The sequence below is a fragment of the Pseudomonas sp. RGB genome, assembly GCF_007713445.1.
GTDB lineage: Bacteria > Pseudomonadota > Gammaproteobacteria > Pseudomonadales > Pseudomonadaceae > Aquipseudomonas.
In genome coordinates this window covers 15,427-28,711 of record NZ_VMSH01000006.1, presented here as the reverse complement: position 1 = coordinate 28,711, position 13,285 = coordinate 15,427, and the positions used below count along the sequence as shown (strand labels likewise).

The window sequence follows — 13,285 nt, the reverse complement described above, 5'->3', positions numbered from 1 at the left end:
ATATGTCTTGGCTTTGTCTGCGCTGTAGCCGGTACTTTTTTATACCGGCACAGCGGGGAGGGCAACTAGCGCGCTTTTTTGACGGAGAAAAAGCGGGGTCAGGCCAGGGTCAGGTGCAGGTTGTCGATCAGGCGTGTGGCGCCCAAGTACGCGGCCACCAGGATCACTACATCGCGATCCTCTGGCGTGGCGGGACGCAGGTGCACACCTTGGCGCACTTCCAGGTAATCCATGCGCAATCCGGCCGCTTCGATCTGCTGGATCTGCTCGGCACGCAGCTTGGCGAAATCGTGGTCGCCGCCTTTGATGGCGGCGGCAATCTGGCTGAGGCTGCGGTACAGCACCGGCGCGATGGCGCGTTGCTCTTCGCTGAGGTAGCCGTTGCGCGAAGACAGCGCGAGACCGTCAGCGGCACGCACGGTGGGCTCGCCGATGATCTGGATGGGCATGTTCAGGTCATGCACCATGGCGCGAATCACTGCCAGTTGCTGATAATCCTTCTGGCCAAACACGGCCATATCCGGCTGGACCATGTTGAACAGCTTGCTGACCACCGTCGCGACACCTTCGAAGTGCCCGGGGCGGCTGGCGCCGCAGAGGCCTTCGGACAGTTGCGGGACGCTGACGCGGGTCTGGCCGGTCATGCCGCCGGGGTACATTTCTTCGACGGTGGGCGCGAACAGCAGGTTGCAACCGGCTTGCAGCAGTTTTTCCTGATCGGCAGCCAGGGTGCGCGGGTATTTGTCCAGGTCTTCGCCGGCACCGAACTGCAACGGGTTGACGAAGATACTCGCCACCACGAAATCCGATTGCTGGGCGGCCTTGGTCACCAGGGTGGCGTGGCCGCTGTGCAGGTTGCCCATGGTGGGCACAAAGCCAATGCGCTTGCCGGCACCGCGCGCGTGGGCGACTGCAGCGCGCAGTTCTCGTACGGTTTTAACGGTGTTCATGCAGAGAATCCGTGTTCGGCGCCTGGGAAAGTAACGGCTTTGACTTCGTCGACGTAAGCGCTCAACGCGGCCTGAATGCTGTCTTTACCTGCCATGAAGTTTTTCACGAACTTGGGTGCACGCCCGGTCAGCGACAGGCCGAGCATGTCATGCAAGACCAGAACCTGGCCGTCTGTGGCAGAGCCCGCGCCAATGCCGATTACCGGCACTTTGACTGCCTGAGTGATCTCTGCTGCCAATTCGCTCGGCACGCATTCGAGTAGGATCATCGCGGCACCGGCTTGTTCCAGGGCGATGGCATCCGCGCGCATCTGACGCGCCTGGGCTTCATTGCGGCCTTGTACCTTGTAACCGCCGAGGATGTTCACTGACTGTGGCGTCAGGCCCATGTGCACGCACACCGGCACACCGCGCTCGGCCAGCAGGCGGATCGACTCGGCCAGCCATACGGCGCCTTCGACCTTGATCATGTGCGCGCCGGCCTGCATCAGTTTGCCGGCGTTCTGAAAGGTCTGTTCCAGCGTGGCGTAACCCATGAACGGCAGGTCGGCGATGATGAAAGCGCCATCGTTACCGCGCTTGACGCTGGCCGTGTGGTAGGCGAGTTCATCGGTGGTGACGGGCAGGGTGCTGTCATTCCCTTGAAGAACCATGCCCAGCGAGTCGCCTATCAACAGCACTTCGACACCGGCCTGGCAACTGGCGTGGGCGAAGGTGGCGTCGTAGCACGTCAGCATGGTGATTTTTTCACCTTTGAGCTTGAGGCTCTGCAAGGTGGTCAGGGTAATGTCTGGCATGAAAAGGGTCCTCGTTCAGGCGCTTGGAAACAGCGAGTAACGCGCGTGAGTCTTCGTTTATACAGGCGCACCGTCTTGAGAGCAGTGCTTATAAGGCCTGGATTGCGCCCTTCAGCGCCGGGTTGGCGGCAGCGGGACGCCTATAGTCGTGATGAGGACTCGGGAAGTCAATTGGATGTGTTACCGCATTGTTACGATGGCGGTGTTACCGCTGTTACTGACGCGATTCAGCACGTAGAAGACCGCTTTTGATGGCCTGCGAGATCAATGTGGGAGCGAGCAAGCTCGCTTCCATAGGGGCTGCATCAGGCGGTAGAGAGGCGTTCCAGGCCGACAAACGGGCAGGCCTTCAACAGCTCTGCGAGCGTTCGGCCGTCGGGCAGTTGCAGCTCGGCGGGGGCCAGTTCGGCCAGCGGGTACAGCACGAACGCGCGCAGGTGCAGCTGGTAGTGCGGCACTTTGAGGCGCGGCTCGTCGATCAGGCGATCGCCAAACAGCAGGATATCCAGATCCAGCGTACGCGGGCCCCAACGCTCGAGACGTTCGCGGCCCTGGCCGTTTTCGATGGCTTGCAGTGCATCGAGCAGCGCCAGTGGCGCAAGGCTGCTGTCCAAGGCCGCGACCGCATTGGTATAGCGCGGCTGACCGGGGAGCAGGGAGTCACTCTGATAGAAGTCGGACACACCGACGAGGGCGGTGCCTGGCAATAACGCCAACGCCGCAATGGCGCTGCGCAATTGCTGGTCAGGGGCAGCGAGGTTGCTGCCCATACCGATGTAGATACGTTCCACGTTTATTCGCCTGCAGCGCCCGAGGCATCGGCAGACGTGCGTTTGCGCTTGCTGGAGCTGCGACGACGCTTCTTCGGCCCATCGCTGGCGCCATCGCCTTTGCTGCCAAGGTCACGAATCATGTCGCGGCGCTGGCTGTCGTTGGCGTCCTGGTAGTCGGTCCACCATTCGCCCAGGCCGTCGGTTTGCTCGCCGGCGCTTTCGCGCAGCAACAGGAAGTCGTAGCCAGCGCGGAAGCGCGGGTTGTCCAGCAGCAGGTCGGCGCGTTTGCCGCTGCGCCGTGGCAGGCGCTCCTGCATGTCCCAGATCTCGCGGATCGGCAGGGTGAAACGTTTCGGAATGGCGATGCGTTGGCATTGCTCGGCGATCAGCTCGTGCGCAGCTTCCTGCATGGCAGGAATCGGCGGCATGCCACGGTCCTGCAGGCGCAGTACGCGTTTGGGCAGGGCCGGCCACAACAGGGCGGCAAACAGGAACGCCGGGGTCACCGGTTTGTTCTGTTTGATGCGCAGGTCGGTATTGATCAAGGCTTCGCTGATCAGCGTGTGGGTGTACGTCGGGTTGTATTCCAGAGCCTCGGCGCTGGCCGGGAACAGTGGGTCGAACAACTGCAGGTCGACGAGCATTTCGAAAGTGTCGGCGGCGTACCCCGAGAGGAACAGCTTGAGCACTTCTTCGAACAGGCGTGCCGAAGGAATTTCCCGCAGCATGGGCGCCAGGTCGCGAATCGGCGCGGCCGTGTGTTTCTCAATACCGAAATTCAGCTTGGCGGCAAAACGCACGGCTCGCAGCATGCGCACCGGGTCTTCCTGGTAGCGCTGCGTCGGGTCGCCGATCAAACGGATCAGATTGTTACGAATGTCGTGTACGCCATTGGCGTAATCGAGGATGCGCTCACTGACCGGGTCGTAATACAAGGCGTTGATGGTGAAGTCGCGGCGTTGCGCGTCTTCTTCCAGGGTGCCGTAGACGTTGTCGCGCAGGATGCGGCCGCTTTCGTTGCGGGAAGACTGGTTGGTGTCTTCCTCTTCATCGTTTTGCGGGTGGCCGGCGCGGAACGTGGCGACCTCGATGATTTCGCGGCCGAAGTGGATATGCACCAACTTGAACCGGCGACCGATGATTCGCGCGTTGCGAAATTCGGCACGCACTTGCTCGGGCGTGGCGCTGGTGGCGACGTCGAAATCCTTGGGCGTGATATTGAGCATCATGTCACGTACACAGCCGCCCACCAGATAAGCCTGGTAGCCGGCGTTCTGCAAACGTTCGACGATGTTCACCGCATAGCGGCTGAATTGAGCACGCTGCAATGAATGCTGATTGCTGTTAAGCACTTCAGGCGTGCTGCGAATGTGTTGCGTACGACGCAAGGGAGAACGGAATGACTGGAACAACTTCTTCAGCATGGGATGCACTGTTTGAAGGAATGTTCGGCCATAACGAAGAATGACCGCATGATGGGCGGGGATTCTAGCATTTAGTCGAGGGATGGTGTAGGAACAAGCTGCAGGCCTTGCGCCATAAGCTTAAAAGACAGGGGAACCGGCCAAATGCCGGAAACTACAAGGGGAGCCGAAGCTCCCCCAGAAGTAGTTGCGTGCTCTATTTTTATTATTGATTTCGGGCTTCTTGTTTTTGTTGATCGCCCTCGCCATGAAGCTTCACCTTCATGACACTCCCAATCGGGAGTCAAGAGCAAACGGATTGCTTTGGTCGCTGTGTTGCTGATCTACGATCCAACCAGTTCAGGCTCTGCCTTAGGGCAGTTTTTGTTGTTCTCGGCCTGGTTGCGGGGCAAGCCCCAAATGCAACGCCTCTCCAAAAGAATCAGTTAGCTGCGCCTCCGCCGTGTTGTTTTTATTGTGCGTGAGTCGATACGTCTTATTTTTATTGTCGGGTACTGAGCTTGTTATTGTTTTTGTACTAAGCATATAGCAGGGTGCGTGCCAACTTTTGTGCCGCCCAGCAAAACCGGGGGGTTGAGGCGCTTTCGGCGTTTTCGGGGGCGAAAAAAAGCCGGGGCTTCGTTACCGTAAGCCCCGGCTTTTGTTACGTGAAAATTCAGCGGTAACAGTTTTTTCACATCTGAGGGTGTTACCTATGGGGGCGCACCCTCAACTCTCGCTGGCCACGCCGGTCTTGCGACGCGGAATGCCCAGGCGCTGGCGCCGTTCCCACAGGCACTTGCGGCTCACGCCCAGCTTGCGCGCCAGCTCGGTTTCGGTCATGTGGTCCTGGTGCTCAAGAACGAAATGCTGGAAGTAATCTTCCAGTGACAAATCTTCCGTCGGCTCGTGGCTGGTATTGCTACCGCCGCCCTGTTGTGGGGCCAGGCCGATGAAATCGTCGTCTTCCAGGTCACTCAACTCGATGTCGATGCCCAGCAGCTCGGCAGAAATCTCCGGGCTCTCCGACAGAATCACCGCGCGCTCGACCGCGTTCTCCAGCTCTCGCACGTTACCCGGCCACGAATAGTGACGAATCGCCTGTTCGGCGTCCGGGGCAAACTTGAGGTCGGTACGGTTGATCCGCGCGCTCTGGCGCAGCAGGAAGGCGCTGGCGATTTCGTTGACATCGGCGCCACGCTCACGCAGGGCCGGCAGCTTGAGGGCGATCACGTGCAGGCGGTAATACAAGTCTTCACGGAACTGGCCGATCTTGGCCAGGCTCTTGAGGTCGCGGTGGGTCGCGGCGATCAGGCGAACATCGACCTTTTGCGATTGCACCGAACCTACGCGGCGAATTTCGCCTTCCTGCAACACGCGCAGCAAGCGCGCCTGGGCTTCCAGCGGCAGTTCGCCGATTTCGTCGAGGAACAAGGTGCCGCCGTCCGCCGCTTCGACCAGGCCCGCACGCCCGGCGCTGGCGCCGGTAAACGCGCCTTTTTCGTGGCCGAACAGTTCGGACTCAATCAGCGATTCAGGAATCGCCGCACAGTTCACCGAAATCATGGGGGCCTTGGCGCGTTTGGACAGGTTGTGCAGGGCACGGGCGACCAGTTCTTTACCGGTGCCCGACTCGCCCTGAATCAATACATTGGAGTCGGTGGGCGCGACTTTGCGAATCTTGCTGTACAGGTCCTGCATCGGTGGGCAGGAGCCGATAATGCCGATTTCGCCATTGCTGTTGTTGACGCCGGGCTTGTCCGCACCGCTCGCGGTCTTGCCGGCGGGGCGCTGTTCGGCGGGCGCGCTGCTGGCCGACTGACGGTCGCGCAGAATGCGGGCCACGGCCTGCAGCATTTCGTCGTGGTCGAAAGGCTTTGCGATGTAATCCACCGCGCCCATCTTCATCGAGTCCACCGCCGAACGCAGGCTGGCGTAACTGGTCATGATCAGCACCGGCGTGCCCTGGCCAAGCTTGATCAGCTCGGTGCCTGGCGCGCCCGGCAAACGCAGGTCGCTGACAATCAGGTCGAACGTGGGAATGCTGAATCGCTCTTGGGCTTCCTGCACCGAGCCGGCTTCGCTGACCTGATACTGATTACGTTCAAGCAGGCGACGCAAGGCAGAGCGGATAATTGTTTCGTCTTCGACGATCAAAATGTGCGGCATTGATTCAATTCTCTCGACGGTCTCAGTTCACAGCGGACGTCGCTTCGACATGACGCGGCAAGGTCACCCGAATACGGGTGCCGCGTTGGCTTTCGGTGTCAGCCGGGCTGTCGATGGTGATTTGTCCATAATGCTCTTCAACGATGGAATAGACCAGTGCAAGGCCCAGACCGGTACCTTCACCCGGGTCCTTGGTGGTAAAGAAAGGTTCGAACAATCGGTCCATGATGTTCTGTGGAATACCGCTGCCTTCATCCTCCACGATCAGATCGACCGTGTGCTCGAAAGCCTCGCTCTTGACGCGTACCGCGCTGTGCGGCGGGGACGCGTCACGGGCGTTGGACAGCAAGTTGATCAACACCTGCGCCAAGCGTTGGGAATCGCCGTCGACCCAGTGGTCCGGGTCGCACAGATTGAAGAACTGTACTTCGAAATTGCGCCGGTTCAAGGCCAGCAGCCCAATGGCATCCTGCGCGACTTCGGCCAGGCACACGGCCTCGTCCTGATTCTGATGAGCGCCGGCATGGGCGAAGCTCATCAACGACTGCACGATGCGTGAAACGCGCTTGGTCTGCTCAAGGATCTGCCCGCTGATTTCGGTGATTTCGCCGTCCTCTTCGCGCTCTTCCCGCAGGTTCTGCGCCAGGCAGGCGATACCGGTGATCGGGTTGCCAATCTCGTGGGCCACGCCTGCCGCCAAACGACCAATGCTGGCCAGGCGCTCGGAGTGCACCAGCTTGTCTTCGAGCATTTGCGTGTCGGTCAAGTCTTCCACCAGCAGCACCAGGCCGCTGTTGCCGGGTGCCAGCGGTTCGTCGATCGCCGCTTTGTGCAGGTTGAGCCACCGCGTCTGGCCGTCGAGTGCCAAGTGCTGCTTGTGCAAATGCTCGTCGGGCAGGTTGATAAAGCCCTGCAGCAGTTCTTTCCACGGATCGCCCAGGGTGTTCAGGCGCGAACCCACTACTCGTTGCGCGGCGATGCCGGTGAGTTCTTCCATGGCCTTGTTCCACATCAGGATCTCTTGATCCTTGGCCAGGGAGCACACGCCCATCGGCAGTTCCTGCAGGGTCTGGCGGTGGTAGCGGCGCAGTGCGTCGAGTTCGGCGGCAAGGCCGGTGAGGCGCGAGTGGTAATCCTCCAGCCGGCTCTCGATGAAATGGATGTCTTCGGTGACGTAGTTTTCGCCGCCAGCCTTGTAGGGCAAGAACGTTTCGACCATGTCCTGGGACACGCTTGGCCCCATCAGCCCGGACAAGTTGGCCTCGATACGGTCACGCAAGCGTCGCAGCGCATACGGGCGGCGCTCGTCGAACGGCAGGTAGAGGTCGCGCAGTGCCTGTTCGACTTCCTTTTGCGCGGCTTTCGCACCCAGCGGCTTGGCCAGTTGCGTGGCGAACTCCTGGGGTGAGGCGGCATGCAGCTCGCGGCGTTGCGGGCGGCGCACGTTGTCCACCGCGCAGGCTTCGGCGGCGCTGGTTTCTTCGGGGCTGGCGTTGGTGAACAGTGAGATCAAGGTGAACATCAACACGTTGGCAGCCAGTGAAGCGATGGCGGCCATGTGCCAACTGGTGTCGTCCAGCACGTAAATCATGTTCAGCAACGGAATGTAGAAACCCTGCAGGTTGCCGACCAGCGGCAGCAGCATGGTAACGATCCACACCAGAATCCCCGCCAGCAGGCCGGCGATAAACCCGCGGCGATTAGCGGTCGGCCAGTACAGCACCGACAATACGCCCGGCAGGAACTGCAAGGTGGCAACGAACGCGACAATGCCGAGGTTGGCAAGGTCTTGCCCTGCGCCCAGCAACAGGTAGAAGCCATAACCGGCCATGATGATCGCGACGATCAGCGCGCGGCGCGTCCACTTCAGCCAGCGGTAGATGTTGCCTTCGGCCGGCGGCTGATACAGCGGCAACACCAAGTGGTTGAGCGCCATGCCCGACAGCGCCAGCGTGGTGACAATGATCAAGCCACTGGCCGCCGACAAACCGCCGACGTACGCCAGCAACGCCAGGGATTTGCTGTTGGCGGCAATACCCACGCCGAGGGTGAAGTATTCCGGGTTGGTGGTTGCGCCCAGCTTGAGGCCGGCCCACAGGATCAGCGGCACCGCCAGGCTCATCAGCAGCAGGAACAGCGGCAAGCCCCAGCTTGCACTCACTAATGAGCGCGGATTGAGGTTCTCGGTGAAGGTCATGTGGTACATGTGCGGCATCACAATCGCCGAAGCGAAGAACACCAGCAACAGCGTGCGCCATGGGCCTTCCTGCAACGGCGTGTGCAGGGCGGCGAGGGCGGTCTGGTTTTGCAGCAGCCACAGTTCCAGCTGTTGCGGGCCGTCGAACACGCCATACAGCGCATACAGGCCGACGCCGCCGATGGCGATCAGCTTGATTACCGACTCAAAGGCAATCGCAAACACCAGGCCCTCGTGTTTTTCACGGGTGGCGATATGGCGCGAACCGAAGAAAATCGTGAACAGCGTGATCAACGCGCAAAAAGCCAGGGCGACGCGATGCTGCACCGGCTCACGGGTCAGGATGCTGATGGAATCTGCCACGGCCTGGATCTGCAGGGCCAGCAATGGCAACACGCCGAGCAGCATGAAAATCGTGGTCAGCGCGCCGGCCCAGGTGCTGCGAAAGCGGAAGGCAAACAGGTCCGCCAGGGATGACAGCTGGTAGGTACGGGTGATTTTCAGGATCGGGTACAGCAACACTGGCGCCAGCAGGAATGCGCCGGACACCCCAAGGTAACTGGACAGAAAGCCGTAGCCGTACTGATAGGCCAGGCCCACGGTGCCATAAAACGCCCAGGCGCTGGCGTAAACGCCCAGGGACAAGGTGTAGGTCAACGGATGGCGAATGATCGCCCGCGGAATCATTCCGCGCTCACTGATCCAGGCCACGGCGAACAGCGCGGCCAGGTAGGCGGCGCTGATCAGCAGCATCTGGGTGAGGCTAAAGCTCATCGGCATCTTTTTGGCTCTGCAGGATGAAGGTCACGACGATCAGGATCAGCCACAGCAGATAAGGGCGATACCAGGCGCCCGTGGCGTCGATCCACCAATCCATGATGGCGGGGGAAAACAGGTAGATCCCGACGACCAGCAGCAGGACCAATCGATAGATGTACATGTTGGCCTCTGATTAAAAAACTGCGGCGATGGTAACGGATGGCTGGCAAGCTGCAAGCGCCTTCAGCGCAATTGCGCTTCGGCCAGCGTGAGTGTGCGCGGGATCAGGGTTGCATCCCAGTGCGCAATGCCCCAATCGAGCAGTTCCCGTGGGCTGGCGTGCAGCAGTTCAGCGCCGGCGGGCTGGCCGAGGGCGCGCAATGCCCTTAACAGCAAAGGCGTGGCCTGGTCCGGTGTCAACGGCGGGGAACGGTAGGTTTTGCCCAACTTGTTACCGTCCGGCTGCACGATCAACGGCACGTGCAGGTAGCGCGGCTGGCGCAGGCCCAGCAGTTCTTGCAGGTAGAGCTGGCGTGGCGTGGAATCGAGCAGGTCGGCGCCGCGCACGATGTCGGTTACACCTTGCCAGGCGTCGTCGAGCACGACGGCCAATTGATAGGCATACAAGCCGTCGCGGCGACGGATGACGAAATCGCCTGCATCGCGGCCCAGGTGCTGTCGGAATTCGCCCTGTACGCGGTCGGTAAAGTGGTATTCCAGCTCGGGTACGCGCAGGCGAATGGCCGCGTCGTGCTGATCGTGCCCGGCATTGCGGCATAAACCCGGGTAAATCCCGTGGTAGGGCTCCAGCTGTTTGCGCGAGCATGTGCAGGCGTAGGCCAGGCCGTGGTTGAACAGGCCGTCGAGGACTTTGGCGTAGGCATCATGCCGCTCGCTTTGTCGGACGAGTTCGCCATCCCACTCGAAGCCGTAGCTTTCCAGGGCGTGCAGGATCGCCGTCTGGGCGCCGGGTTCTTCACGCGGTGGGTCGAGGTCTTCCATGCGCATCAGCCAGCGGCCGTGATTGGCGCGGGCATCGAGGTAGGAAGCGAGGGCGGCAACCAGCGAGCCGAAATGCAAATGGCCGCTGGGCGTGGGGGCGAAACGCCCGATATAGGTAGAGGCTGTCATGGGCCGGATACTACTGGAAAATCGGTAAACGCCAGAAACAAAAATGGGGCGTTTGCACGCCCCATTCGTTCAGCCCGGCAGGATTATTTGCCGACCTGTTTTTCCTTGATTTCAGCCAAGGTTTTGCAGTCTACGCACAGGTCCGCGGTTGGGCGGGCTTCCAGGCGGCGAATACCAATCTCGACGCCGCAGGATTCGCACCAGCCATATTCCTCGTCTTCGATCAGTTGCAGCGTTTTGTCGATTTTCTTGATCAGCTTGCGTTCACGATCACGGGCGCGCAGTTCGAGGGCGAATTCCTCTTCCTGGCTGGCACGGTCTGCCGGGTCCGGGAAGTTGGCGGCTTCGTCCTTCATGTGGTCAACGGTGCGGTCGACCTCTTGCATCAAGTCCTGCTTCCACTTTTGCAGGATCTTGGTGAAGTGCTGGCGCATGGGCTTGCCCATGTACTCCTCACCTTTCGTTTCGACGTAAGGTGTGAAGCCACTGAGGCTCTGCTGCTGTTGCTTTGCTTGGGTGGACATGAATAGACCGCCTCTCACTCTTCTAATCCATTGCGCAGGATTGCAACGTCACCGACACCTGCCGGCCCTGCGGCTGCAAGCGGGCGAACTTACCAGATAGATTCGGGGTGCGCCACTCCCGGTTGTCGAGGCCCAACTTGGCGGGGGTGCAAACTGCAACAGCCCGCCATGGCTGGGTATAGCGTGTCTCGAATGTTGATTTTAGTCGTTTTGCAAGCGCTTGCTCGGTTCGTCATGGACGGCCGAGCAGGCAATAGAGCATGTTTTACCGCGAGGGTTCGGTAGAATCCTGATTTTGTCCTCACCGTTAAGGAAGGCTAATGGCTCAGCCCTACAGTGCGCGCAGTCGCGCCATCGAACCTTTTCATGTCATGGCGCTGCTGGCGCGAGCCAATGAGCTGCAGGCAGCCGGCCATGACGTGATCCACCTGGAAATCGGCGAGCCGGATTTCACCACGGCCGAGCCCATCATCCAGGCCGGCCAGGCGGCGCTGGCCAACGGCAAGACCCGCTACACCGCAGCGCGCGGGTTGCCGGAGTTGCGCGAGGCCATCAGTGGTTTCTACCAGCAGCGCTACGGGCTGAACATCGATCCTGAGCGCATTCTGATCACCCCCGGTGGTTCCGGTGCGTTGCTGCTGGCGAGCAGCCTGCTGGTCGATCCGGGCAAACATTGGTTGCTCGCCGACCCGGGCTATCCGTGCAACCGACATTTTCTGCGCTTGGTGGAAGGCGCGGCGCAGCTGGTGCCGGTTGGCCCGGACGTGCGCTACCAATTGACCGCCGAGTTGGTGGCCAAACATTGGGACCAGGACAGCGTAGGCGCGTTGGTCGCTTCCCCGGCCAACCCCACCGGCACGATCCTTACACGGGACGAGTTGGCGGGGTTGTCCAGTGCAATCAAGGCGCGCGACGGCCACTTGGTGGTGGACGAGATCTATCACGGCCTCACATACGGCACCGATGCCGCCAGCGTGCTGGAAGTGGACGACGACGCGTTCGTCCTGAATAGTTTTTCGAAGTATTTCGGCATGACCGGCTGGCGCCTGGGTTGGCTGGTGGCGCCGCCCGCGGCGGTGGGTGAATTGGAAAAGCTCGCGCAAAACCTCTACATCAGCGCGCCGAGCATGGCCCAGTACGCGGCACTGGCGTGTTTTACCCCGCAAACGTTGAGCATTCTGGAGCAGCGCCGCGCCGAATTCGGTCGCCGTCGGGACTTCCTGCTGCCCGCCTTGCGCGAACTTGGATTCGGGATCGCCGTAGAGCCGGAAGGAGCGTTCTATTTGTATGCCGATATCAGCGCGTTCGGCGGTGATGCCTTCGCGTTCTGTCGGCATTTCCTCGAAACCGAACACGTGGCGTTTACGCCCGGGCTGGATTTTGGCCGCTATCAAGCCGGCCACCATGTGCGTTTTGCCTACACGCAAAATATCGATCGGCTACAACAGGCGGTAGAGCGTATCGCCCGTGGTTTGCGGAGCTGGCAAGGCTGATGCGTTTTCATCCTCCTCTCGAAGAAGCGCGGCTGATCCGCCGCTACAAGCGTTTTCTCACCGATATCGAAACCGTTACCGGCGAGTTGCTGACGATTCACTGCCCGAACACCGGCTCGATGCTCAATTGCATGGTGGAGAGCGGCCAGGTCTGGTTCAGTCGCTCCACGGACCCCAAGCGCAAGTTGCCCGGCACCTGGGAAATTGCCGAAACGCCGCAGGGGCGGCTGGCGTGCGTCAACACGGCGCGCGCCAACCAACTGGTCGAAGAGGCGCTGCGCGCGGGGGTGATCACTGAGCTCAACGGGTTTACTGCCTTGAGGCGCGAAGTGCCTTATGGCCAGGAGAAAAGCCGCATCGATTTTCGCCTCGATTACCCGCAGGGCGCGGCGTTTGTCGAAGTCAAAAGCGTCACCCTGGGCTTTGATGGCACGGCGGTGGCAGCCTTCCCCGATGCGGTGACCCAGCGCGGCGCCAAGCACCTGCGCGAGTTGGCGCACCTGGCGCGTGACGGGGTGCGGGCGGTGCAGTTGTATTGCGTCAACCTGTCGGGGATCGAGGCAGTGCGCCCAGCGGTTGAAATCGACGCTGGTTACGCTGCGGCATTGCGTGAGGCCAGGGCCGCCGGTGTGGAGGTATTGGCCTACGGTGTGCGAGTCACGCCTGAGGAAATTGTTGTGGAACGTCGCTTGGATGTACTGATCAGCGACTAGAGTTGCACCCACAGGCCCTGCGCGTCTTCGCGGCCGGGCAGGGCGGTGAGGCTCTGGCCCGCGCAGGGGCCGGCGATGCATTCGCCGCTTTCGATCAGGAACAGCGCGCCGTGAGTGGCGCACTGGATCAGGCTGGCGCTGGTGTCGAGGAACTGATCGGGTTGCCATTCCAGCGCGATGCCGCGATGGGGGCAACGGTTGATATAGAAGTAGGCAACGCCGTCCCGGCGCACGGCCAACAGTTTGCAACCGTCGATCTCGAAGCCGAGGCTGCTGTTGGCTGCAAGGGTGTCGGAGGTGCAGAGAAACTTCATTTCAATCCTTAAGTGCCTTGACGTTCAAATGCAAACAATTATCAAATGCCGGCTTCGCCCCG

12 protein-coding genes are annotated in these 13,285 nt (G+C 60.8%); 2 read left to right on the top strand and 10 right to left on the bottom strand.

All coding sequences use genetic code 11. From position 1 onward, the window contains the following. Positions 1 to 98: 98 nt before the first annotated feature. The 9 genes from panC to dksA all read right to left on the bottom strand — a co-directional run bounded on the left by panC (position 99) and on the right by dksA (position 10,703). Positions 99 to 950 carry a pantoate--beta-alanine ligase gene (panC, locus tag FPT15_RS14365; protein ID WP_145162102.1) on the bottom strand — a complete coding sequence of 284 codons (852 nt, stop codon included), beginning with the start codon at positions 948 to 950 and terminating at the stop codon, positions 99 to 101. Continuing rightward, positions 947 to 1,747, bottom strand: coding sequence for a 3-methyl-2-oxobutanoate hydroxymethyltransferase (gene panB / locus FPT15_RS14360; protein WP_145162101.1), 801 nt, complete (start codon positions 1,745 to 1,747; stop codon positions 947 to 949). The genes panC and panB overlap by 4 nt, the downstream gene beginning before the upstream one ends. A 305-nt stretch (positions 1,748 to 2,052) precedes the next feature. Then, positions 2,053 to 2,538 carry a 2-amino-4-hydroxy-6-hydroxymethyldihydropteridine diphosphokinase gene (folK, locus tag FPT15_RS14355; protein WP_145162100.1) on the bottom strand — a complete coding sequence of 162 codons (486 nt, stop codon included), beginning with the start codon at positions 2,536 to 2,538 and terminating at the stop codon, positions 2,053 to 2,055. Positions 2,539 to 2,540: 2 nt separating this feature from the next. After that, on the bottom strand, positions 2,541 to 3,944 hold the full coding sequence (locus FPT15_RS14350; protein ID WP_145162099.1) for a polynucleotide adenylyltransferase PcnB: 1,404 nt from the start codon (positions 3,942 to 3,944) through the stop codon (positions 2,541 to 2,543). Between the two features lie 708 nt (positions 3,945 to 4,652). Continuing rightward, positions 4,653 to 6,092 (bottom strand): sigma-54 dependent transcriptional regulator, encoded by a 1,440-nt coding sequence (locus FPT15_RS14345; protein ID WP_145162098.1) that lies wholly within the window; start codon positions 6,090 to 6,092, stop codon positions 4,653 to 4,655. A 22-nt stretch (positions 6,093 to 6,114) separates the two neighbouring features. Then, entirely contained in the window at positions 6,115 to 9,069 is a 2,955-nt protein-coding gene (locus tag FPT15_RS14340; protein WP_162530298.1) for a sensor histidine kinase, read from the bottom strand. Then, complete coding sequence (locus tag FPT15_RS14335; protein WP_003176118.1) at positions 9,053 to 9,229, bottom strand: hypothetical protein; 177 nt, start codon at positions 9,227 to 9,229, stop codon at positions 9,053 to 9,055. The genes FPT15_RS14340 and FPT15_RS14335 overlap by 17 nt, the downstream gene beginning before the upstream one ends. Before the next feature lie 62 nt (positions 9,230 to 9,291). After that, positions 9,292 to 10,179: a tRNA glutamyl-Q(34) synthetase GluQRS gene (gene gluQRS / locus FPT15_RS14330; protein ID WP_145162096.1), complete on the bottom strand. Its 888-nt coding sequence runs from the start codon at positions 10,177 to 10,179 to the stop codon at positions 9,292 to 9,294. Between the two features lie 83 nt (positions 10,180 to 10,262). Next, positions 10,263 to 10,703, bottom strand: coding sequence for an RNA polymerase-binding protein DksA (gene dksA / locus FPT15_RS14325; protein WP_034100675.1), 441 nt, complete (start codon positions 10,701 to 10,703; stop codon positions 10,263 to 10,265). Between the two features lie 320 nt (positions 10,704 to 11,023). On the opposite strand from dksA, the gene FPT15_RS14320 reads away from it, so the two are divergent. Together FPT15_RS14320 and sfsA are read left to right on the top strand one after the other, a co-directional pair. Further along, a complete protein-coding gene (locus tag FPT15_RS14320) occupies positions 11,024 to 12,196 on the top strand; it encodes a pyridoxal phosphate-dependent aminotransferase (RefSeq protein ID WP_106579238.1) in 1,173 nt (390 codons plus the stop codon). After that, positions 12,196 to 12,909, top strand: coding sequence for a DNA/RNA nuclease SfsA (gene sfsA / locus FPT15_RS14315; RefSeq protein ID WP_145162093.1), 714 nt, complete (start codon positions 12,196 to 12,198; stop codon positions 12,907 to 12,909). Before FPT15_RS14320 ends, sfsA begins: the two co-directional genes overlap by 1 nt. On the opposite strand, the gene FPT15_RS14310 is transcribed toward sfsA, so the two are convergent. Further along, complete coding sequence (locus FPT15_RS14310; RefSeq protein WP_145162090.1) at positions 12,906 to 13,223, bottom strand: Rieske 2Fe-2S domain-containing protein; 318 nt, start codon at positions 13,221 to 13,223, stop codon at positions 12,906 to 12,908. The genes sfsA and FPT15_RS14310 overlap by 4 nt on opposite strands. Positions 13,224 to 13,285 lie beyond the last annotated feature (62 nt).

Coding starts and splice junctions, on each gene's coding strand:
- panC (WP_145162102.1), bottom strand. CDS start 950: ATGAACACCGTTAAAACCGTACGAGAACTGCGCGCTGCAGTCGCCCAC.
- panB (WP_145162101.1), bottom strand. CDS start 1,747: ATGCCAGACATTACCCTGACCACCTTGCAGAGCCTCAAGCTCAAAGGT.
- FPT15_RS14340 (WP_162530298.1), bottom strand. CDS start 9,069: ATGCCGATGAGCTTTAGCCTCACCCAGATGCTGCTGATCAGCGCCGCC.
- sfsA (WP_145162093.1), top strand. CDS start 12,196: ATGCGTTTTCATCCTCCTCTCGAAGAAGCGCGGCTGATCCGCCGCTAC.
- dksA (WP_034100675.1), bottom strand. CDS start 10,703: ATGTCCACCCAAGCAAAGCAACAGCAGCAGAGCCTCAGTGGCTTCACA.
- FPT15_RS14335 (WP_003176118.1), bottom strand. CDS start 9,229: ATGTACATCTATCGATTGGTCCTGCTGCTGGTCGTCGGGATCTACCTG.
- FPT15_RS14310 (WP_145162090.1), bottom strand. CDS start 13,223: ATGAAGTTTCTCTGCACCTCCGACACCCTTGCAGCCAACAGCAGCCTC.
- FPT15_RS14345 (WP_145162098.1), bottom strand. CDS start 6,092: ATGCCGCACATTTTGATCGTCGAAGACGAAACAATTATCCGCTCTGCC.
- gluQRS (WP_145162096.1), bottom strand. CDS start 10,179: ATGACAGCCTCTACCTATATCGGGCGTTTCGCCCCCACGCCCAGCGGC.
- FPT15_RS14350 (WP_145162099.1), bottom strand. CDS start 3,944: ATGCTGAAGAAGTTGTTCCAGTCATTCCGTTCTCCCTTGCGTCGTACG.
- FPT15_RS14320 (WP_106579238.1), top strand. CDS start 11,024: ATGGCTCAGCCCTACAGTGCGCGCAGTCGCGCCATCGAACCTTTTCAT.